The sequence below is a fragment of the Verrucomicrobiia bacterium genome (genome assembly GCA_019634625.1).
Lineage (GTDB): Bacteria > Verrucomicrobiota > Verrucomicrobiia > Limisphaerales > CAIMTB01 > CAIMTB01.
The window spans coordinates 141,649-163,274 of record JAHCBA010000010.1 but is presented as its reverse complement, the minus strand read 5'-3'; the positions used below and the strand labels follow the sequence as shown (position 1 = coordinate 163,274).

Here is a 21,626-nt window from a genome sequence, read left to right as displayed (position 1 = left end):
CTGCGAAATTCCAGGACCCCTTGAATGCCTTCAAGGGCCGTGAACAGCGGCTGCGATCCTGTGTCGTTCAGAACCTCGGTGTGAGCCTCCCGTTGCACCCACCCCACAACTTCGGGATGCACCGTGGCGTGACCCGGGCGTTGGCAGGGGCTTGCGGGCTGGGCATAATCGGCGCTTCGTGGAACCTGCGATTGAAACCATCGGATTGGTGGCGGGCAGCCGGTCGCTGCCGCTGATATTTGCGCGGGAGGCGCGTGCGAAGGGCATTCGTCGGATTGTGGCGGTGGCGGCGGAGGGGGAGACGGATCGGGAGATTGAACGGCTGGCGGACGAGGTGGTGTGGCTGCGGGTGGGTCAGTTGGGGCGGATGATCAAGGCGTTCACGGACCGTGGGGTGACGCATTGCGTGATGCTGGGGCTGATTGCGCCGAGGAGTTTGTTCGATGTTCGTCCGGACATGCGGGGGATATCGGTGCTGATGCGGCTGAAGGAGAAGAACGCGCACACCATTTTCGGGGCGATTGCCGATGAGTTGGAGAAGGACGGCGTACGGGTGATCCCGGCGGTGCCATGGCTGGAGTCGATCATGCCGGGGGCCGGGTACCGGGTGGGACCGGCGCTGGCGGACCGGGAGGCGGCGGATGTGTCGTATGGGTATCGCGTGGCGAAGGAGATTTCGCGGCTGGAGATCGGGCAGTGCGTGGTGGTGAAGAAGGGGACGGTGCTGGCGGTGGAGGGGTTCGAGGGGACGGACAAGTGTCTGACGCGGGGCGGGGAACTGGCGGGACGGGATCGTGGGGCGGTGGCGGTGAAGGTGGCCAAGAGGAACCACGATCTGCGGTTCGATATTCCGTGCATTGGTCCGACGACGCTGGAGGTGTGCGCGGCCCATGGGATCGAGGTGCTGGCGGTGGAGGCGGGGATGACGCTGCTGCTGGACAAGGAGGATCTGGAGCGGTTGGCGGCGCAGGTGCGGGTGACGGTGGTGGCGACGGGAGGGGAGGAAGCGTTGATCTGAGGAGGGATTGCGGGGGACGGGGCGGGGCCCGTAGCGTGGCGGCGACGTGCGACGGCTGGACCGGTATTTGCTGAAGGAGTTGCTGACCGCGCTGGGCTACTGCCTGGCGGGGATCCTGGTATTCTGGCTGTCGTTCGAGTTGCTCGGGGAGATGGACGAACTGCGGCGGCGGGAGGTTGGGCCCGGGGCGGTGGTGCAGTATCTGGGGCACCGGCTGCCGTTGTATCTTCTGCTGCAGATCCCGGTGGCGCTGCTGCTGTCGCTTCTTTACGTGGTATCCCACCATGCGCGGCACAACGAGCTGGTGGCGATGCGGTCGGCGGGGTTGAGCTGGTGGCGGATTGCGGTGCCGTATTTCGGGGTGGGCACGGCGTTGAGCCTCGGGCTGATGGCCTTGAACGAGTACGTGGTGCCGGATGCGGCGGCGCGGGCGGACGCGGTGCTCGAGCGGGGAGCGGGGCGGGAGGCGGAGGGGGCTGGGGAATGGCGGGAGAACCTGAACTTCCGGGATCCGGAGACCGGGCGGATCTGGCTGGTGCGGGCGTTCCGGCCGCGGACGGGGGATCTGGTGGGGGTGGACATTCAGTGGCCGGGAGAGGGGGGGGCGGGGGAACGGATGATCGCGGAGCGGGGGTTTTGGCGGAACGGGCGGTGGGTGTTCGAGGAGGTGAGCCGGTTCACCTTTCCGGCGGGGATGGAGAGCGACCCGGTGCAGACCTGGACGAACCGGTGGGAGACGAGCGGGTTTCCGGAGACGCCGAGTCATTTGCGGAGCGAGGTGAAGATCAGCCGGCTGCTGGGGAGTCTGCGGAAGTCGCGGCAGGTGCAGTTGTCGCTGCGGGAGATCGGAGAGTACCGGGAGCTGCATCCGCGACTGGCGCCGGAGATGGATGCGTTGTTGCGGACGTGGTACCACGACCGGCTGGCGTCGCCGTGGACCTGCGTGGTGGTGGTGCTGATTGCGATTCCGGCGGCGGTGGGGTCGGGACGGCGCAATCCGTTTGTGGGGGTGGCGGCGTCGATCTTCGTGGCCTTCGCGTATTTCGTGATGAAGGAGTTCAGTCTGGCGACGGGGTCGGGGGGGTATGTGCCGGCATGGGTGGCGGCGTGGCTGCCGAACGTGGTGTTCGGGGGGGTGGGGGCGCTGGGGATCTGGAGGGCGCGGTAGTGGGGTGGTGTCGGCGTGGACCGGGCGGGGGAAGCATGATGGAATCCGGGGGTGCGGACGGAACTCGATGTGGTCCTGGCGCGGTGTCGCCGGATGGAGGCGGTGAATGCGGCGGCGTTGACGGTGCATGCTTCGCTGGAGCCGGAGGAGGCGTTACGGGTGCTGGTGGGGGAGGCGGTGCGATTGACGGGGGCGAGCAGCGGTTCCCTGGTGCTGCGGAACCCGAACTCGAACCTGTTGGAGATCGAGGCGGCCATCGGATTGCCGGCATCGGCGAGGTCCCTGCGGCTGCCGATGGGGCGAGGGATCACCGGATGGGTGGCGCGGATGGGGAGGCCATTGCGGGTGGGCGATGTGGCGGGTGACGCGCGGTATCTGGCGGTGCGGCCCGAGGTTCGGTCGGAGCTGGCGGTGCCGTTGGTGGTGGAGGGGGAGGTGCGTGGGGTGCTGAATGTGGATTCCGAGGTGGCGGACGCGTTTGGGGAGGAGGACGAGGCGCTGCTCGAGGAACTGGCGCGGCACGCGGTGGTGGTGATCCGGAACACCTGGCTGCTGGAGCAGGCGCGACGGCGGACGACCCTGGCGACGGCGCTGGCGGGGATTGCGCGGGCGATGAACACGGCGTTCGGGCTGGACGAGGTGCTGCATCTGATCACGCGCGAAGCGGTCCAGTTGATGGGGGCGAAGGTGAGTTCGGTGCTGATGCTGGGCGACGATCCGGAGACGCTCGAACTGCGGGCGAGTCATGGGGCGGGACCGGACTATCTGGGGCGGGGGCGGTTGCGGGTGGACGAGAGCCTGGTGGGGGTGGTGCTGAGGCGGCGCAAGGCGTTGCAGGTCGAGGATGTGCGGACGGCGCGGTTGTACCAGAGCACGGAGGTGGCGAGGCGGGAGGGGTTGGTGTCGCTGCTGAGTGTGCCGCTGACCTTGGGGGAAGAGGCGCGGGGGGTGTTGAACGTGTATTCGGGCGAGGTGCACACGTTTTCGAACGAGGAGATCCAGACACTTTCGGCGCTGGCGGAGTTGTCGGCGATCGCGCTGGACCGGGCGCGTTGGGCGGAGCGGATGGCGTTGGCGGAGGATCAATTGCGGCGGAACGACAAGCTGTGCGCGCTGGGATTGCTGGCGGCGGAGGTGGCGCATGAGATCCGGAATCCGCTGACCGTCATGAAGATGCTGTACCACTCGCTGCATCTTGAGTTTCCGGAGGGCGATCCGCGGGCGGAGGATGCGCGGGTGATCGGGCAGAAGATGGATCTGCTGAACCGGATTGTGGAGCAGGTCCTGGACTTCGCGCGGCACGCGGAACCCCGGCTGGAACAGGTATCGGTGAGACCCCTGCTGGATGATCTTCGGGTGCTGACGCGACAGAAGCTGCGGTCGCACCAGGTTGAGTGGGTCCAGGAGGTTCCCGCGGAGACCCCGGTGCTGGTGGCGGATCCGGTGCAGTTGGAACAGGCGTTCCTGAACCTCATTCTGAATGCGGTGGAAGCCATGCCGGAAGGGGGGACGCTGCGGATTGGGTGCGAGGTGGGGCGGGGGGACGATGGGCAACCGGAACTGACGGTCAGTTTCGCCGACACGGGAACGGGGTTGCCCGACGGGCTGCGGGAAGGTCCGTCGGGACGGTTGCTGGGCTCGAACAAGCCGCAGGGGACGGGGTTGGGGCTGGCGGTGGTGACGCGGGTGGTCGAGGGGCACCGGGGCCGGTGCGAGTTCAGGTCCGAGCCGGGGCTGGGGACGACGGTGCTGTTGCGGTTTCCGGTGGGGGGCGAGGGGTGAGGACGGGAGGATTGCCATTGGGCTGGGGGCTGGCATGATGCGGGTCTGTTTATATGTCTGAGAAGCCGAAGATCATCGCCTATTTGAAGCCGACCTGCGGGTGGAGCCGCGGCGTTCGGGCCGTTTTGAACAAGTACGATCTGCCGTTTGAGGACCGGGACATCATCAATGATCCGGAGCAGCGGGCGGAAATGATCGAGAAGAGCGGGCAGATGTTGAGCCCGTGCGTGCAGGTGGGAGACCGGATGCTGGCGGATGTGAGCGGGGAGGAAGTGGAGGCGTGGCTGCTGGCGAACCAGGTGGTGACGCCCAACGATCGCGTGCCGGAGGCTCCGATCGACCAGCCTTGTCCGAACGAGATGCCGCAGGCGGCGGGGATTGGGTTTCGCCCCCGCGGCTGAGGGGCGGTTGGTGCCGGGGCGTCCGGGCGGAGGGGGGAAGGTTGGGAATGGCGGTGGACGTTGCACCGTGCATCCCGGAGTTGTGGGGATGCGGTGCGAACCCCGCCAAGCGGCGCTTCGGATTGCCGAGTTCCACGAGGCCGCAACGGTGTGGAGCGTTGGGTTGAGGAATCGCAGAGCTCGTCCCTCCGATGCGCTGCCTCCTCACCCACAACTCCGGGATGCACCGGACGCTGCACTGACCGTTCGGGTGGGCTGGACAACGGGGGGCGGGAGGCGTTTGAGTGGGGCGCATCCCGATCCACTGACTTATACCTCCCATGAAGACCGAGCATTCCCTGGAATGGCGGGGCGTCCGACGCCGCGGGTTCACGCTGATCGAACTGCTGGTGGTCATCGCGATCATTGCGATCCTGGCCAGCATGCTGCTGCCGGCGCTGGCGAAGGCGAAGGCCCAGGCGCAGCAGACCAAGTGCATGAACAACATGCGCCAGATCGGGATCGCGACGGTGATGTACGTGCAGGAGTTCGAGCGATACCCGGGGTGCCTGTTTGTGCAGGGCGGGTTCCGATATGTGTGGCCGGCGCGGTTGTTTTCGCAGATGGGGACAAACCGGGCGGTGTTTTCGTGCCCGACGGCGACGCCGTTCAGCGCGTGGGACACCAACATCAACCGGACGTTGGGGGCGCCGAACATCACGGGGGGCGGCCGGGACATCTGGGGGATCAGCGAGACGACGCTGTTTTCGGTCGGTTACAACGACTGGGGTGCGGCGCCGGCGGGCGGGACGCGGGGACTGGGAGGGGATGTGGACCTTCCGCAATTCCCGGAGATCCGGGAAAGCCAGGTGCTGCGCCCGGCGGACATGATCATGCTGGGGGACAGCAAGCCGGGGACGGGCGGAAAGATCACGCGGACGACCCGGGGCCAGTTCGATGGGAACATCGATCCGACCACGGAGGCGGAGTGGCCGTCGAACCGGCACAACCGGCGGACGGTGTTGATGTTCTGCGACGGGCATGCCGAGGTGGCGGTGCGGAACGACGTGATCAATCCGAACAACGAGCGCTGGCACCGGCGCTGGAACAACGATCACGAGCTTTCGCCGACGCGGTGGACGGTGAATCCCACGGCGGCCAACCAGATTGACCCTTAGGCGGGCGAATCATGCTCCAACTCCAGGATCGGAGCGTGCTGGTGGTGGAGGACGACGCGCTGTTGCGGCGCCAGTTGACGGCCTACCTCGAGCGGGCGGGGGCGGAGGTGACGGCGGCGGGGGATTTGGGGGCGGCACGGCGGGCGCTGGAGGCGTTGAGTTTCGATTTTGCGCTGGTGGATGTGCATTTGCCGGACGGGCGGGGGACGACGCTTCTGGAGGAGGAACGGTTTGCGGGCACGACGGGGGTGGTGGTGATGACCGGGGAGGGGGAGGTCGAGGGGGCGGTGCGGGCGATGCGACTGGGGGCATTGGATTATCTCACCAAGCCGTTCGAGCCCGGGGAACTGCCGCTGGTGTTCCAGCGGGTGACGCGACATCGCCAGAGCCGGCGGATCGAGGAGCACCGGCGGGAAGACGAGGCGCCGAAGGAAGACGAGTTTGTGTTCGGGTCCGCCTTGGAGGGGTTGCGGGGGTTGCTGGACCGCATCCTGGCGGCGGACCGGCGGATGAGGACGGGATTGGCGCCGGTGCTGGTCCAGGGGGAGACGGGGACGGGGAAGACGACGATTGCGCGGTGGCTGCACCGGCGGGGACCGCGGGCGGAGGAGGCGCTGGTGGAAGTGAACTGTTCGGCGCTGCCCGAGAGCCTGGCGGAGTCGGAATTGTTTGGGCACGAGCGTGGGGCCTTCACCGACGCGCGGACGGCGCGGATCGGGTTGTTCGAGGCGGCCCACGGCGGGACGCTGTTCCTGGACGAACTGGCGAGCCTGTCGTTGGGATTGCAGGCCAAGGTGCTGACTGCGATCGAGGATGGGCGGATACGTCGGGTGGGGAGCAACCGGACGATTCCGGTGGATGTGCGGTTGATTGCGGCGTCGAACCGCGACCTGCGGGCGTGGTGTGCGGAGGGGAAGTTCCGGGAGGATCTGTTGCATCGGTTGGACCTCTTCCGGGTGTTGATCCCGCCCTTGCGGGAACGGCGACAGGACATTGTTCCCTTGGCGAAGTCGCTGATGGCGCGCATCGGCCGGCGTCATCGGCTGGACCCGCGGGAGATTGCGGCAGAAGGCGAGGCGCGGCTGGAAGCGTACGCCTGGCCGGGGAACGTGCGGGAACTGGCCAACGAACTGGAGCGGGCGCTGATCTTCGAGGATGGGGCATTGCATTTCGACCATCTGGTTCCGTGGTCGGGCGGGGTGGGGGCACCGGGGGAAGGGGGCGTGACGGGGGGGATGGAAGGGGATGGGGGGGACTGGATGAGGGCCGGGTACCGGATTCCGGCGCAGGGATTCTCGCTGGAGGCGGTGGTGGACCGGCTGGTTCAACAGGCGGTACGGCAGACCGGGGGCAACGTGTCGGCGGCGGCGCGGTTGCTGGGGGTTTCCCGGGATGTGGTGCGGTATCGTTTGAACGGGCGCGGGGGACGGGCTGGGGAAGGTTCCCCCGGGGGGCGGGGTGAGGTCACCGGGGATGGGGAAGAATCCCCAACCCAGGGTCAAGGCATCCACGATGAAAATCCGTAACGTGTTGGTGTTCAGTGGTGCCCTGGAATCGTTCCCGACTGGCATCGAGGTTGCTAAACATCAGGCGTGGCGGTCGGGTGGACGGAAGTCAAAGCAGACGAGGGCGAACCGCCGGGAGAGGAGTGTATGCAGGCGTTTCAGCGATATGCAGTAACGGTGGTGTTCTCGCTGACCTGCTTTGCGGTGCCGGTGGTACAGGGGGCGGCGCCGGAGGCGCGGGGGAACGCTGGGGCGGCGAAGGTGGTGGCACCGCCGGTGGGACAGGGGCAGTTGCCTGGAGCGGTGGTGGGTTCGCCGGGGGGGCAGAGTGGACAGGGGGTGTCCGGCAATCTGCCGGCGGCCGTAGGGGCTGCCGAAGGGGAGAGTGAGAAGGCGGTGGAAGCCGGGTTGCCGGCGAAGCAGGACTGGCTGGCGGGGTTGACGCTGGCGGAGCAGGTGCGCGAGTTGACGGAGCAGTTCAAGCGCGAGCAGCGGGAGTTGTTGCTGCAGTATCAGGATTTGATGAAGCAGGCGCGGGATGGGCGATCGGAAGAGCGCGACCGGATTCGGGAGAGCATCAAGCTCGAATTCGACCAGTTTCGAAAGGCGTTGCTGGAGCGGCAGAAGGAATTGCGGGACGATTTGCGGCAGAGGTTCGAGGAGTTCCGAATGCGGCATCCGGAGCATCGGGAGCTGATTGAGGGGGCGAGAGAGCGGGCCCGTGAGCGGGTGCGCGAGCGCCGGGGTGGCGGAGATTGATTTTTACTCCGAAGACTGGGTGGGTGTTCGGGGTAACTAATGCCAGGCGGTCCGAATAGGGCCGCCTGGTTCGTTTTTCAACCATCACGTGGCATTTCGTTGGGCAGGACGAGGCGCGAGCGCGCCGGGTGACGGGATGCGATCCCTCCTGGCGTGGGTCTTGGCGGGGTGGCTGGTGACGGGATTGGGGGGTGTGGCGGGGATGGGCAACGGGGGCGTGGGGGGGGAACCCGAGGTGGAGGCGGGGAGCGACCTGGCGGGGGAGCTTGACCTGGACTGGCTGGAGGAGGCGGGGCTTCGTCCGCGGTTGTGGGATCACGCCATCACCCTGCGGACCTGGGCGGGGTACAAGGACAACCCGCAATTGAGCAGCCTCAACGCGGTGGAATCGGCCTTCTGGGCGGTTGGAGGCGAATGGATGGCGTATCGGTTGCCGGCGGATGGATGGGAAGTGACGGTGTTCGCGATGGCCGAGCACGTGGGGTATGGCGAGGGGAACCTGGACCCGGAATCGATTGCGCTGATGGACGCGCGGGTGCGACGGAACTGGGGGAACGGGTGGTGGGCGGGGTTGGGGGCGGAATACCTGTATCTCCACCAGATTTTCGATGCCTCGGAGCTGGAAGGAGTGCCCGGGGTGGTGCGTGCCGAGGGGCATCTGTTGGGAGGTCGTCCGCGACTGGGCTGGTCGCCGGGGGACCGCTGGGAATTCGAATGGGGTTGGGAGCCGAGCCGGCAATGGCTGGCGCAACCGCTGGACGGGTTCTGGGAGATGGGAACGGTGCTGCGGGCCACGCGGAAGCTTGGGGCACGGGACGAGGTGGGGGGGCTGTACCGGTACCGGGGGCGGTGGTTTGACACCCGGGCGCCGCGGGGCGCGGCCGGGCAGCCGATGGAAGGGTCTCTGTTTCAGGGGCAGCATGAGGTTGAAGGGATGTGGCGCAGGACATGGGGAGCGGACGGGGCATGGCGGGCGACGCTGCGGAGCGGATGGGCGCGGAGTCTGGACAACGGCGGGGGCTACTACGATTACGATCGGGCGCTGGTGTCCGGGGTGTTGCGTTACGCGAGCGATCGGTGGGAGGTTCGGACCGAGGCGCGCTGGCGCTGGTATCGGTATCCGGTGCAGCCGGCCGGGGCTCTGGACGGGCCGCGGCGGCGCCGGATGGATGGCAGCCTTCATGCGCGGGGGGAATGGCGGGCGGGGCGCCGGCTGCGTCTCTTCGCCGAGTATGGTCTGGAGCTGTCCGACGAGAACGTGACGGCGAGCGACTACCGGGCCCAATCGATCGGGGGCGGCATGAGTTTCGACCTGTGAGGCGAGAGACAGACCAGAGGCAGACGGCCTGGCGTCCGGCATGGCTGGCGATCGGACTGACGTGGCTGGTGACCGCGGTCCTGGTCGTTTGGGGCGCGGTGGAACTGCGCGGGCAGATCCGCCAGCAGATCACCGAACGGGACGGTGTGCTGCTCCAGGCCATGGCGCGGGTGGTGCGGGCGGCCGCGGCGGAGGACGACATGGCGCTGCCGGACGATCCGTTGCTGGTGCTGTTGCGGATGGACCGGCTGGAGGGGGTGCTGGCGGCGCGGTTGTACGATGGGGAGGGGGATTTTGTGGCGTCGCTTCCGGCCAGTGTACGGGAGGGCGGGGTGTCTGAGGCGGATTGGGAGGCGCTCCGACGACTCGATCCGGTGAGCCGGTTTCACAGCGGATTCCTGCTGGCGGACATTCTTTGGGTGACGAATACGGTGGAGTGGCTGGCCCGCAGCGAACCCATTCCGGCGATGGAGGTGTGGGTGCCGCTGCAACGGAGGGAGGACAACGGGTTCGACGCGGCGGCCTGGTTTCTTCTGGATGGTCGCGGAGTGGCGCGGGAGTTCGCGCTGCTGGATCGGAGGCTGGCGAGGCAGGCCGGATGGATCGTGGCGGGGGCGTGGGCGGTGACCGGGGGTGCGCTCGGCTGGGCGTTCCGCCGGTTGGCGAGGGCGAACGCGTTGCTGGCCCGCCGGACCGAGGATTTGCAGCAGGCGAACCTGGAGTTGTCGCAATCGGCGCGGGTGTCGGCCCTGGGGGCGGTGGCGGCCCATTTGATGCACGGACTCAAGAGTCCGGTGTCGGGCTTGCAGACCTTTGTCGCCGCGCAGGCCCAGGCGCAGTCCGGGGTGGCGGGGGACGAGGCATGGATGGACGCCTTGGCGGCCACGCGGCGCATGCAGTCGCTGATTCGCCAGGTGGTGCGGGTGCTGGCGGATCATCAGTTGGGACTGGCGTACGAGGTTTCCCTGGGCGAGGTGGCGGAGGAAGTCGTGAGGCGGTCGCGTCCGATGGCGGATGCGCGCGGGGTGCGACTGGTGCGGGAGGGGGATCCGCCGGGGGGGCTGGACAACCGGACCGCGGGGTTGCTGATTCTGCTGTTGTCGAATCTGGTGGAGAACGCGGTGGAGGCCACGCCGTCCGGGCGGGAGGTGCGGATTCGCCTGGGGGGCGACGGGGGTTGGTCCTGCGAGGTGATGGACGAGGGCGGGGGGTTGGCGGCGGAGGCACGGCAACGGCTGTTCCAGCCGCAGAGCAGCCGGAAGGAAGGGGGCAGCGGCGTCGGGCTGGCCATCACGCGCCAGTTGGCCCTGGCACTGGGAGGGACGGTGCGGCTGGTCTCGACGGGTCCGGGAGGGACGGTATTTCGGGTGGAGATTCCGGCGGCGCGGTCGGAGGCTTCCGTGGCGAAGGACACGAGTCACCCGGTGCGACACCATGGAATCACGTGAGCGAGGCGGCAGGGCAGGGAGGATGAGCGGGGGCCCGGGAGGGGCGGGAGGGGGGGCGTTGGCGGCGCGGGTGCGGCGGGCATTCGGGCTGGCTGCCGGCGGGATGGGCGTGCTGATGGGGGCGTTGGCGGCCGGGCAGGAATGGCGGTGGTCGCATCCGTCGCCGCACGGCAACAACATCGTGGATCTGGCGCATCGGGCGGGGATGTACGTGCAGGTGACGGAATTGGGCGGGGTTTACATCAGCACCAACCGGGTGATCTGGGAGCGGCGCGAGGTGGGGACGCGAAGGGATCTTCGGGGCGTGGCGTTTCTGGGGGAGCGATTGCTGGTGACGGGGGAGTCGGGCGGGGCGTGGTGGAGCGACGACGGGCGGACGTTTCGGGCGGCCGTGGTGGAACCGGCGACCGACGACTGGTTCGAGGGGGTGGCGGCATCGGCGACGATGGCGGTGGCGGTGGGGGACAACGGGGCGATTTATCGGAGCGCGGAGGGCGAGCGGTGGAACCGGGTGACGGGCACGGGGCTGGACGAGTGGATGAACGGCGTGGCTTACGGGGCGGGCCATTTCGTGGCGGTGGGCGAGTCGGGGTTGGTGGCCAGCAGTCCGGACGGCCTGGTGTGGACGCGGCGCGCCACCGGGACGACGGAGGACCTGATGCGGGTGAATTTCGGAGGCGACCGGTTTCTGGCGGTGGGGCGGCGGGGTGTGGTGATGGTCAGCACCAATGGGACGACCTGGGGTGCGGACGGGGCGACGGGGATTACGAACACGTTGCTGGCGGCGGCGGTGGGGCCGGGAACCCGTGTGGCGGTGGGGGAGTCGGCGGTGATGTACCGGTCCCCGATCACGGGCTGGCAGAATCACCTGCAGGAATCGGCCACGCCCATCCCGGCTCCTGACTGGACGTACCTGGCAGCCTTGTGGGACGGACAGCGTTACCTCGCCGGGGGACGGACGGGTGTGATGGTGGAGGGGGTGCAGACGAATCTGCCGCCGTTCTTCAGTGCGACCCTTTGGTTTCGTTTGGATGAATCGCCGCGGAACGGGTTGTGGGCGGTGGAAAGGCTGGGCGACACCTACCTGGCGGTGGGGGAGCGGGGGACGGTCCTGAGCAGCATTTCCGGCACCGAGTGGGCGCTGGAATCGACGCCTGTGGACGGCGACACGATTCTGTTTGGCGTGGGGGGATCGTCCCGGCTCGCGCTGGCCGTGGGGAGCGAGGGGGTGGTGCTGCGCAGTCCGGGATGGAGCCAGGTGGTGCAGGTGACCAACACGGTCCAGGTGGGGGACGTCACGCATGCGCTGGTCAGCACGCATCGGGCCGATCTGCTCGGGGTGGTATGGGAGGCGATCGAACCGAAACCGACGACCAACACGCTGCAAGGGGTGGGTTGGGACGGGACGCAGTACGTGGTGGTGGGCGCGCAGGGAACGGTGCTGCGCAGTCGTGACGGCGAGGTCTGGGAGGTGGGGCGGATTCCGTCGGAGGCGTTCTTCAGCACCGTGGTGCCGGTGGCGGATGGGTGGCTGGCGGGGGGGACGGAGGGGCGGTTGTTCCGGAGCGCGGACGGGGTGGCGTGGGAACCGGAGGCGTCGGGAACAGGTTCCTGGATTTATCGGCTGGGTGCCTGGGGTGACACGGTGGTTGGGGTGGGACAGAACGGGTTGATCCTGACCCGGCAGGGAGGCGGGGGCTGGGAGACGCGGGCGAGCGGGACGGACGTGTGGCTGACGGATGTCGAGCGGGTGGGCGGCGTGTATTACGTGTGCGGGTTGGGGGGGACGCTGTTGCGCAGTGTGGATCTGGCGGTTTGGGAGCCGGTGGGACTGCCGACGCGGAAGGGTCTGCACGGACTGGCGTCGTCGGGGGCGCAACTGGTGATGGGCGGCGTGGAGGGGATTGTGCTGCGGGGCTGGGAGCCGGCGGTGCCGGACCCGGTGGCCATCCGGTTGTTCGAGCATCGGCGGGGACCGGGGGCACCGGTGGATCTGTTCTTGTTCGAGGGCACGCCGGAGCGCGGGTTTGGGCTGGAAGGGGCGACAGCCTTTCCGGAATGGGGGTTGGACGGGACCTTTGAACTCGGGGCCGGGGGCCAGGCGGTGCATGGACGGCCGGCGGCGGGAGCGTTCCGGTTTTACCGGACGAGGACCGGGCCTTGAGGCGGGGTGGAGGGGGCCGTGGGTTGCAGGCCGGGGCGGGTGCCGGAAACCGGCAATTGAAAAATACAGAGTTGACCCCATTGCCCTTCAGGGCGGGGTGGGCGACGGGCGCGGGAGTTCGAGGAGGATTTGCAGGCCCTGCGGCTGGCGCAGGCGGGCGGAGACGGTGCCGCCGCAGGCATCGATGCAGGTGCGGACGATGGCCAGGCCGAGCCCGGCGCCGCCGAAATCGCGATGGCGGGAGGTCTCGGGGCGGTAGAAGGGTTCGAAGATGCGTTCGAGGTCGTCGGGAGGGACGCCGGGGCCCTGGTCGGCGATGGAGAGGATCCAGTGCTGCGGTTCGGGGCGGGCGGTGACTTCGATGGGACCGGCGTGGGCGGCGTAGCGGACGGCGTTGCGGAGGAGATTGGCGAGGGCGCGCAGAAGGAGGGCCGGGTCGGCGAGAACCAGGGCGTCATCGGGGAGTTCGACGAGGAAGGTCGCATCGGGGCGGCCTTCGCGGGCCCAGGCGCGGTCGAGGAGGGGACGGAGCTGGACCGGTTCGAGCCGGGGCGGACGTCCATGGGCGGCACGGGCATAGGCGAGGAGTTCCTCGACCAGGGCGGCCATTTCGTCGAGTTCCTCGCGCAGATCGGTGAGATGGGAGGGTGAAGGGTGGTCGCCGCGGGCCTCGAGAATGGCGACCGCGGTCTGCATACGGGCGAGGGGGGAGCAGAGTTCGTGGGCGGCGTCTCCGAGGAAACGGCGCTGGCCCTCGACATGGCGGGCGAGCTGGGCGGCCATGCGGTCGATGGCATCGGCGAGGCGCCCGAGTTCGTCGCCCCGATGGAGGTCGAGACGGGAATCGAACCGGCCTGCGGCGATGGTGGCGGTCTGGTGCGTCATGCGACGGATGTCGCGGGTGATGCGGCGGACAAACGGGAGCCAGAAGAGGCCGGAGACGACGAGAGTGGCCAGGCCGGCGAGGAGCCAGGGACGGGTGTCGAGGAGCAGTCCGCCGGACCACAAGGATTCGCTTCGGAGCACGAGGGTGCGGGCGGGGTGGCGGGCGGGGAGGGGCAGTTGGATGACGATCCAGTAGGCAGGGGGACGGCCCGCCCGGAGGACGGTGCGGGGAAACGGTTCGGGGCCGGCGGGTCCCGGGGGGAGCATCCAGCGTGGGCCGCGACCGCCCTCGACGGGGCCGCGTCCGAGGCCGGGCGGCCCGGCGGCACCGCGGCCGGCACGGGCGAGGCGGGGACCGCGTGACCGCTGGGCTTCGAGGAGGACTTCGGGGGGCAGTTGGGAAGGTGTTCCGGCGAGGGGTCGGGCCTCGTCGGTGAGGATGAGGAACGGGAGGCGGTAGGTGGTTTCGTACTGGCGGAGCAGGGCGGGAAGTTCGTTGGTTGAGAGAGGGGCGATATCGGCGACGAGGGATTGGGCCAGGACCTGGAGCCGGTCGCCGGCGCGCCCGGCCAACGTCCAGGCGGGGTTGATTCGCACCTGGACGAGCAGGACCGCCGCGAACAGCGCGCCGACCAGCAGGACGTTGGCGAGCAGACCGGCGAGGATTTTGGTGGCGAGGGTCCAGCCGGCGACCCGTGCGGAGGCGCGGCGCCAGCGGGACGGCATCCGGGGCTCGAGGGGAGGGGCGGGAGTGTCCATGCGGGCGGGGCCGATCCGGGAATCAGGCAGCGGCGGGGTCGATCATGCGATAGCCGACGGAGCGAACCGTTTCGATGAACCGGGGTTGCCGGGGATCGTCGGCCAGTTTGCGGCGGAGGGAGGAGATGTGGACGTCGATGGACCGGTCGAAGACCTCGAATTCGCGTTCGCGGACTTCATCGAGGAGTTGTTCCCGGGTTTTTACGCGGCCGGGGGCCCGGGCGAGGCTGAGGAGGAGGTCGAACTCGACGGCGGTGAGTTGAAGGGGTTGGTCTCCCAGGACGGCGGTGCGGGTGTCGGGATTGAGGTGGAGGTCGCGGACGACGATTTCGGTGCCGGCGGGGTCGGGCGGGTTGGCGGCGGGATGATGGCGCCGGGTGACGGCGCGCAGCCGGGCGAGCAGTTCGCGGGGCGAAAAGGTCTTGGGGAGGTAATCGTCGGCGCCGATTTCGAGGCCCACGATGCGGTCGGCTTCGTCGCCGCGGGAGGTGAGCATGAGCACGGGGACATCCGATTCCCGGCGGATGCGCTTGAGGACTTCGAAGCCGTCGAGACCGGGCATCATGACATCGAGGATGACGGCGTGCCACGGTTCCTGGATGGCGGTTTGGACCCCGGCGGGACCGTCATGGACGGCATGGATCTGGTAGCCCATGGGACCGAGGTAGTCGGCGAGAAGGCGGCACAGTTTGCGGTCGTCGTCCACCAGCAGGACGCGTGGGGCCTTGTCGGCGGGGGGGATGGAATCGGGCGTGGCCACCGGGCGGAAGGATGGCGGTTCGGCGCGGGGTCCGGCGACGAGATTTACGCCGGCTTAACAAATCTCCGGGTCCGCGTTCGCACGGGCTTTACGTGGGGGGTGTTGGATGAAGGCGAAGTGAATGACGGAAGGCCGTCGAGACCCCGCCAGCCGGGGGAAACTGAACCAGGCGCCACCGGGGCTGGCCCGGCCGCCAACCGAGAAAGCGAAGATCATGAACACGTTGACGACGCGATGGATGGTGGGAATGACGGTGGGTCTGCTGGGGGCGTCTGCCTGGGCGCAGTCCGAAGTCCCGGCTGCCAATCCAGGACGAGGGAGTGCCGGACTGCCTCCGGCGCTGGCGGTGTTGGACACGGACGGTGACGGGAGGTTGTCCGAGGCGGAGTTGGCGCGGGCCGGGGAGGTGCTGCGGGCTCTGGATCGCGATGGGGACGGGGCGATCGATGCGGACGAATTGAGGGGATGGCGTCCGTCCGGGGTTCCCGGGTTGGGTCGGGGTGCCCTGGGCGATCGCACGGGTCGGAGCGGACGTCCGGGCCTGGGTCTCCGTCAGGATGGGCCGCGCCAGGCGGGTCCACCGGCGGATCGGGGACTGGGACAAGGGAGGAACCGGGCCGACAGGTTGCAGTCGGACGAGCGAACTCCGTCGGGACCGCTGACGCCCCGGGCCCAGTGGGGTCCGCAACCGATGGGACCCCGGGGGCCGGGTGCGGTGCCGCAGGGTCGGCCGGGCTGGGGTCGGATGGACGGTCGTCAGGTGCAGCCGTGTCCGTGCTGTGCGTGGGGTGCCCCGCGGCGGCAAGGCGGTGGCGGATGGCGGGGAGGACCGCGCGGGTAGCCGGCGGGAAGTGTGATCGTGAGGCGCACAGGGGAGTGGATCGCCTGGAGGCTTGCGTCCTGACCTACGCGCCTGGAGGCATCGGAAGGAGGGGCTTCGCAAGCAAGGACAGGGTGGTTCCGGAACGGTCCGGGGCCACCCTGAACGGCGGTTACCGGCGTCCCTGGCGCGACAACCACCGCGACAACGATGGAGGGCGAGGGCGAGCGCCGTGCCTCCCGAAGTTGTGGGGAGGGGTGCGAACTCCTCGAAGCGGCGCTTCGGAGGGCCGGGTTCCAGGAGGCCGCAACGGTGTGGCGCGTTGGGTTGAGGACTCGCAGAGCTCGTCCCTCCGATTCGCTGCCTCCACCCCCACAGCTCCGGGATGCAGCCCGAGGGAAAGGGGTGCTGATTCCGGCGTGGCCAGGGGGGCGGGGGACAGGGCAGGGTTGGGGGCATGACGACATCGGGACGGCGTGCGGTGGACGCGGAGCGGCGGGCTCGGATCGAGGCGTGGCTGGCGGGTGAGGTGGGGCCGGGACAGCCGCACGCGGATCTGGCGGCGGACATGATTCTCAGCGCGATCAAGATGCTGGCGGATGTGCAGGACCGCGGGGATGCGCGGCTGATGGCGACGGCCTTGCGGGAGCTGCGGTATTCGTTCCGGCTGTTCGAGCCGTATGCGGGGACGCGGAAGGTGTCGATCTTCGGTTCGGCGCGAACGCCTGCGGACCGGGAGGAGTACCGGCTGGCGGCGGAGCTTGGGCGTCAACTGGCGGCGGCGGGGTACATGGTGATCACGGGGGCCGGGGGAGGGATCATGCAGGCGGGTCATGAGGGGGCGGGAACGGACCGGTCGTTCGGGTTGAACATCCGGCTGCCCTGGGAGCAGGAGGCCAACCCGGTGATTGTGGGCGACCAGAAGCTGATCACGTACCGGTATTTCTTCACCCGGAAGCTCATGTTCCTGCGGCAGTCGGACGCGATCGTGTTGTTTCCCGGGGGGTTCGGAACTCTGGACGAGGGGTACGAGACGTTGACGCTGATGCAGACGGGCAAGGCGAAGCTGCGTCCGCTGATCCTGATGGACCGGCCGGGCGGGGCGTACTGGCGGACGTTCGACCGGTATGTGCGGGAGCATCTGCTGGACAACGGGTTGATCTCGTCGGACGACCTGCATCTGTACCGCATGACGGACCGGTGCGAGGACGCGGTGCGGGTGATCAATCGCTTTTACCGGAACTACCAGTCGGCGCGTTTCGTGAAGGACTGGTTCGTGATCCGGGTGAAGCGGGTGCCGGGCGAGGCGGCGATGGAGGGGTTGAACGAGGATTTTTCCGACATCATCGAGGCGGGCGGGTCGTTGCGCGTGACGGAGCCGTTTCCGGAGGAGGTTGAGGACCAGGACGACCTCGATCTGCCGCGGTTGGCGATGCGGTTCGATCGACGCCAGTACGGGCGGCTGAAGCAGTTGATCGAGGCGCTGAACAACTACTAGACCCTGACCCTGGAAGCTTGTCCGGGGGACGGGGCCGGGGTTTGCTCGGTGTCATGCGATGGCATGCGGTTCGAGCAGCGGTGGCGCGGTTGGCGGCGTTGACGGTGTTGGCGGCGATCGTGGTGGCGGGTGGGTCGGCACGGGCGGCGGTTTCCTTCGATTTCCGGACCGGGGAGGGAGCGAGGGGCTGGACGGCGTTGAACGATCTCGCGCCGTTGACGCATGGCTCCGAGGGGATGGTGGCGCGGATCACGGGGGCCGATCCGTACCTTGCGGGTCCGGCGCGGGATTATCCGGAGGGAACGCTGTGGTGGTTGAATCTGCGACTGCGATCGGAGGTGGGCGGGACGGGACAGGTTTTCCATTTCCGGGAGGGAAGGGGGCCCACGGAACCGGATTCGGTGCGGTTCGCGGTGCGGGCGGGGGATTGGGTCGAGGTGCGGGTACCCTTGCCTGCCTTGGGGGCGGGATACCGTTTGCGGCTGGATCCGCCCGGGGAACGCGGGGTGTGCGTGGTGGAGCGGTTGTGGATCGAGGAACGGGTGCGGTACGCGGATCCGGAGTGGCCGGGGGCGGTGGCGCCGGAGGTGGGGGACGGCGATCCGGAGGTGCGTTCGGGGGAGGTGCGCCTGGTGCATGGGCGCGGGCAATGGGGCGGGTTCGCCATCGAGGTGGCGGGGCGTCGGGAGGCGGTGGGCCAGAGTCGTCCGTTGCTCGGCTACCTGTCGGACGGGAAGGCCCGGTGGTGGGCCTTTGCGGAAGGGACTCCGGCAGGGGTCCGGGGTGTGGGCCGGGGGGTGGAATCGGTGCTGGAGGCCGAGGATCCGGATGGGGGGCGGTGGCGGTGGCGTCAGGTCTTCGAGCCGGGGCGGGGCGACGGGGTGATCCGGGTGCGGACGACCCTGAGTGTGGATCGGGAGCGGGTGGTGCTGCATTGGATGCCGCTGCTGGTGTTGACGGGGATGGGCGAGGGTTCGGGGAAACGACAGGCATTGCTGGCCGGGGTCGAGTATCTGGAGGACGAGCCCAGCAGTTCGGAAGCGGATCTGGAGGGGCCCCAATCGCGCCGGCAGGTTCCGGACACGATCAAGCTGACGTTTCCGCTGGCGGCGGTGGTTCGGGGGGAGCGGTATGTGGGATTGAGCTGGAGGATGGCGCCGGAGGTGGGCGTGTTTTTCGATTCGCCGGATCGTGTGTTCGGCTCGGGCGGGCATGCCATGGGGTTGGTGGTGCCGGGTTCGGACGGGACGTTGCGGGACGAAGGAAGCCTGGTGCCGTACGAAGGATGGCGAATTCCGGCGGGAGGCACGATCGAGGTGGAAGCGGAACTGCTGGGAGGGCGCGGCACCGACGGGGTGGCGGTGGTGCGGCACTACGCGCGGTTGAATGCCTGGCCGGAGGTGCCGGAGACCGGGGTGGCGCTGGGGGACTACGCCCGTTGGATGGCGCGGGGCTGGCTGGAAAGCGGCTTGCGCGAGGGGGACCTGTACCGGCACGCCGTGGTGGGAGAGTTCCGTCCGCAGCCCGCGGCGGATGCCGCGTGGTGGATGGAGTGGCTGGCGGGGCGGGTGGAGGAGGCCGGGTGGGCCAGCCGGTTGCGAACGGCGGCGGAAGGGGCCTGGAGCCGGGTGGAACCGGCGGCGCGGCATGCGTCCGGGGTGGGGCACGTGAAGACGCCGGTGGGGGCCCTGGTGGCCGGCGGGGTGGCGGACAACGCCGAGCATGCGATTCGCCGGGGCTGGTCGCTGCTGCGGCGTTTTGAAGGCGTGGGAACGGTGTGGTACCGTCCGTCGCCCGGCGGACTGGATTACGGGCGGACCCATTGGACCAACGAGGCCAGCGGATTGACGGCGCAGGTGCTGGTGGAGGTGCTGGAGGCGGCGGCGTTCGGGGGGGATCGCGGGTTGGCGGCAGAGGGGTTGCGACATTTGCGGGGGTTGGAGAAGTTCCGGGGGACGGTGCCGCGCGGAGCGCAGACTTGGGAGATCCCGTTGCACACGCCTGACATACTGGCCTCGGCGCATCTGGTGCGGGCGTACTGTCTTGGGTACGAGTGGACGGGGGAGGCGGCGTTTCTGGAGGAGGCGCGGTACTGGGCGTGGACGGGGGTGCCGTTTGTGTATCTGCATCCGCCGACCGACGGGCCGGTGGGGTTGTATGCGACCATTCCGGTGCTGGGAGCGACGCAGTGGGTGGCGCCGAACTGGATCGGGTTGCCGGTCCAGTGGTGCGGGCTGGTGTATGCCGATGCGCTCCAGCGGTTGGTGCGGCACGACCCGGACGGACCGTGGGAGCGGCTGGCGGACGGGATTGTGGCCAGTGGGATCCAGCAGACGTATCCGGAGACCGACCCGGACTATCCGGGGCTCCTACCGGATGCCTTTTCGCTGCGGGCGCAGCAGCGGAATCCGGCGAACATCAATCCGGCGACGCTGATGGTTCCGGCGGCGCGGCATCTGGGTGGGGGGCCGGTTTATGATGCGCGGCGCTTCGGCGGACACGGAGTCTGGGTGCATGCCGCCGGAGAGATTGGCGAGGCGCGTGAAGACGCCGACCGGTTCGGGTTCCGGGTCCGGGGTTGGGCTGAGGGGTCGCACTGGGTGTTGATGACCGGGGTGTACGGACCGGTGACGGTGCGGTTGGATGGAGACGAGGTGTCCTGGGGGGGCGTCCATACGCACGACCGGGCGGCCGGGCGATTGATTATCGAGGTGCGGGGGCAGCCGCGGATCGAGGTGGAGAGCCGGCGGTGAGGGAGTGACGGGGGCGTGGGGGATCGGTCAGATTGGCGGGGATGCAAGTGCGACGCATGACGCAATGGCTGGCGATGGCGATGTGGCTGGGGGCGGCTGGATGGGGCAGGGGGGAGCCGGGTCGGACGCGGCCGGCGGACGAGGGGTTGGTGGACCGGGTGGTGACGATGGCCATGGAGAGCGGGGTGGCGTATGCGCGACTGGCGGAGTTGTGCGACACCTTCGGACCGCGGTTCAGCGGGACCCCCAATCTGGAGGCGGCGATCGACTGGGTGCTGGACATGCTTCGCAAGGACGGGTTCGACACGGTGCGGGGCGAGGAGGTGCGGGTGCCGGTCTGGGTGAGGGGCGAAGAGTCCTTGGAACAGGTTTCGCCGGTGCCGTGGAACCTGCCGTTGCTGGGTCTGGGGGGAACCACGAACACCCCTTCGGGCGGGCTGACGGCGCCGGTGCTGGTGGTGACGAATTTCCAGGAGCTGAGGGCCCGCGGTGCCGAAGCGGCGGGGCGAATGGTGGTGTTTCATCCGCCGTGGACGAGTTACGGGGAGATTGTGCGGTACCGGTACCGGGGAGCGGTGGAGGCGGCGAAGGTGGGGGCGGTGGCGAGCCTGGTGCGGTCCGCGACCCCGTTTTCGCTGCAGACGCCGCACACGGGTGCGATGGCGTATGAGGACGGGGTGCCGCGGATTCCCCATGCGGCCATCACGACGGAGGAGGCGGACCGGTTGCTGCGGCTGCAGCGCCGGGGGATCGAGCCGGTGCTGCGATTGAGCCTGGGGGCGCGGACCTTGCCTGACGGGATTTCGAGGAATGTGATTGCCGAGTGGCGCGGGCGGGAACGGCCGGACGAGATCGTGGTGGTGGGTGGGCACATTGACTCGTGGGATGTGGGCCAGGGCGCGCTGGACGACGCCGGAGGCTGCATTGCGGCGTGGGAGGCGCTGCGGTTGTTGCGGGAGGCGGGGTATCGTCCGCGCCGGACGCTGCGGCTGGTCTTGTGGACCAATGAGGAGAACGGGCTGGGCGGGGCGCGGGCTTATGCGGCGAGGCCGGAGGAGGAACTGGCGCGGCATGTGGTGGCAATCGAGTCGGATTGGGGGATCGGGCCGGTGCGGGGCTTTGCCTTCACTGGGAGTGAACGGGCGAATGCCCAGTTGCGGGAGGTGCTGCCCCTGTTGACGCGATTGGGGGCGGACCAGATGCGGGCTGGGGCGGGCGGGAGCGATCTGGGTCCGCTGCTCCAACGCGGGGTGCCGGTGATGGATTTGTGGACGGAGCGGCGGGACTATTTCTGGTTCCACCACAGCGCGGCGGACACGGTGGACAAGGTGGATCCGGACGAGTTGAACCGGTGCGTGGCGGCCCTGGCGGTCATGCTCTATGCGCTGGACGCGATGCCTGAGCCGCTGGCGCGGTGACGAGGAGGGGGCG

At 68.8% G+C, this 21,626-nt stretch carries 16 protein-coding genes; 14 read left to right on the top strand and 2 right to left on the bottom strand.

The features are described from left to right. Nucleotides 1-178 precede the first annotated feature (178 nt). The 10 genes from lpxI (at nt 179) to KF833_08395 (ending at nt 12,720) form a co-directional block, all read left to right on the top strand. A complete protein-coding gene (gene lpxI, locus KF833_08440; protein ID MBX3745327.1) occupies nt 179-1,018 on the top strand; it encodes a UDP-2,3-diacylglucosamine diphosphatase LpxI in 840 nt (279 codons plus the stop codon). Between the two features lie 46 nt (nt 1,019-1,064). After that, a complete protein-coding gene (locus KF833_08435) occupies nt 1,065-2,186 on the top strand; it encodes an LptF/LptG family permease (GenBank protein MBX3745326.1) in 1,122 nt (373 codons plus the stop codon). Between the two features lie 51 nt (nt 2,187-2,237). After that, nucleotides 2,238-3,968 carry a GAF domain-containing protein gene (locus KF833_08430; GenBank protein MBX3745325.1) on the top strand — a complete coding sequence of 577 codons (1,731 nt, stop codon included), beginning with the start codon at nt 2,238-2,240 and terminating at the stop codon, nt 3,966-3,968. A gap of 53 nt (nt 3,969-4,021) precedes the next feature. Further along, nucleotides 4,022-4,369 carry a glutaredoxin gene (locus KF833_08425; GenBank protein ID MBX3745324.1) on the top strand — a complete coding sequence of 116 codons (348 nt, stop codon included), beginning with the start codon at nt 4,022-4,024 and terminating at the stop codon, nt 4,367-4,369. Nucleotides 4,370-4,689: 320 nt separating this feature from the next. Further along, the gene (locus KF833_08420; protein ID MBX3745323.1) at nt 4,690-5,526 is read left to right on the top strand and encodes a type II secretion system protein; all 837 of its coding nucleotides are present in this window, start codon (nt 4,690-4,692) and stop codon (nt 5,524-5,526) included. Nucleotides 5,527-5,537: 11 nt separating this feature from the next. Then, nucleotides 5,538-7,052, top strand: a complete 1,515-nt coding sequence (locus KF833_08415; protein ID MBX3745322.1) for a sigma-54-dependent Fis family transcriptional regulator — start codon at nt 5,538-5,540, stop codon at nt 7,050-7,052. Nucleotides 7,053-7,178: 126 nt separating this feature from the next. Next, nucleotides 7,179-7,790, top strand: coding sequence for a hypothetical protein (locus tag KF833_08410; GenBank protein ID MBX3745321.1), 612 nt, complete (start codon nt 7,179-7,181; stop codon nt 7,788-7,790). A 136-nt stretch (nt 7,791-7,926) separates the two neighbouring features. Next, nucleotides 7,927-9,108 carry a hypothetical protein gene (locus KF833_08405; protein MBX3745320.1) on the top strand — a complete coding sequence of 394 codons (1,182 nt, stop codon included), beginning with the start codon at nt 7,927-7,929 and terminating at the stop codon, nt 9,106-9,108. Beyond that, nucleotides 9,105-10,556, top strand: coding sequence for a HAMP domain-containing histidine kinase (locus tag KF833_08400; protein ID MBX3745319.1), 1,452 nt, complete (start codon nt 9,105-9,107; stop codon nt 10,554-10,556). Before KF833_08405 ends, KF833_08400 begins: the two co-directional genes overlap by 4 nt. 22 nt (nt 10,557-10,578) lie before the next feature. Further along, nucleotides 10,579-12,720 (top strand): hypothetical protein, encoded by a 2,142-nt coding sequence (locus KF833_08395; protein MBX3745318.1) that lies wholly within the window; start codon nt 10,579-10,581, stop codon nt 12,718-12,720. Nucleotides 12,721-12,807: 87 nt separating this feature from the next. On the opposite strand, the gene KF833_08390 is transcribed toward KF833_08395, so the two are convergent. Beyond that, a complete protein-coding gene (locus KF833_08390) occupies nt 12,808-14,364 on the bottom strand; it encodes a HAMP domain-containing histidine kinase (GenBank protein ID MBX3745317.1) in 1,557 nt (518 codons plus the stop codon). 22 nt (nt 14,365-14,386) lie between these two features. After that, nucleotides 14,387-15,124, bottom strand: coding sequence for a response regulator transcription factor (locus KF833_08385; GenBank protein ID MBX3745316.1), 738 nt, complete (start codon nt 15,122-15,124; stop codon nt 14,387-14,389). 214 nt (nt 15,125-15,338) lie between these two features. Here KF833_08385 and KF833_08380 point away from each other — a divergent pair, with 214 nt between their 5' ends. The 4 genes from KF833_08380 to KF833_08365 all read left to right on the top strand — a co-directional run bounded on the left by KF833_08380 (nt 15,339) and on the right by KF833_08365 (nt 21,613). Beyond that, the gene (locus KF833_08380) at nt 15,339-15,965 is read left to right on the top strand and encodes an EF-hand domain-containing protein (GenBank protein ID MBX3745315.1); all 627 of its coding nucleotides are present in this window, start codon (nt 15,339-15,341) and stop codon (nt 15,963-15,965) included. A gap of 436 nt (nt 15,966-16,401) precedes the next feature. Next, nucleotides 16,402-17,442, top strand: coding sequence for a TIGR00730 family Rossman fold protein (locus KF833_08375; protein MBX3745314.1), 1,041 nt, complete (start codon nt 16,402-16,404; stop codon nt 17,440-17,442). A gap of 53 nt (nt 17,443-17,495) precedes the next feature. Next, a complete protein-coding gene (locus KF833_08370; GenBank protein MBX3745313.1) occupies nt 17,496-20,195 on the top strand; it encodes a hypothetical protein in 2,700 nt (899 codons plus the stop codon). A 56-nt stretch (nt 20,196-20,251) separates the two neighbouring features. Further along, a complete protein-coding gene (locus KF833_08365) occupies nt 20,252-21,613 on the top strand; it encodes a M20/M25/M40 family metallo-hydrolase (GenBank protein ID MBX3745312.1) in 1,362 nt (453 codons plus the stop codon). The last annotated feature ends 13 nt before the right edge of the window (nt 21,614-21,626 follow it).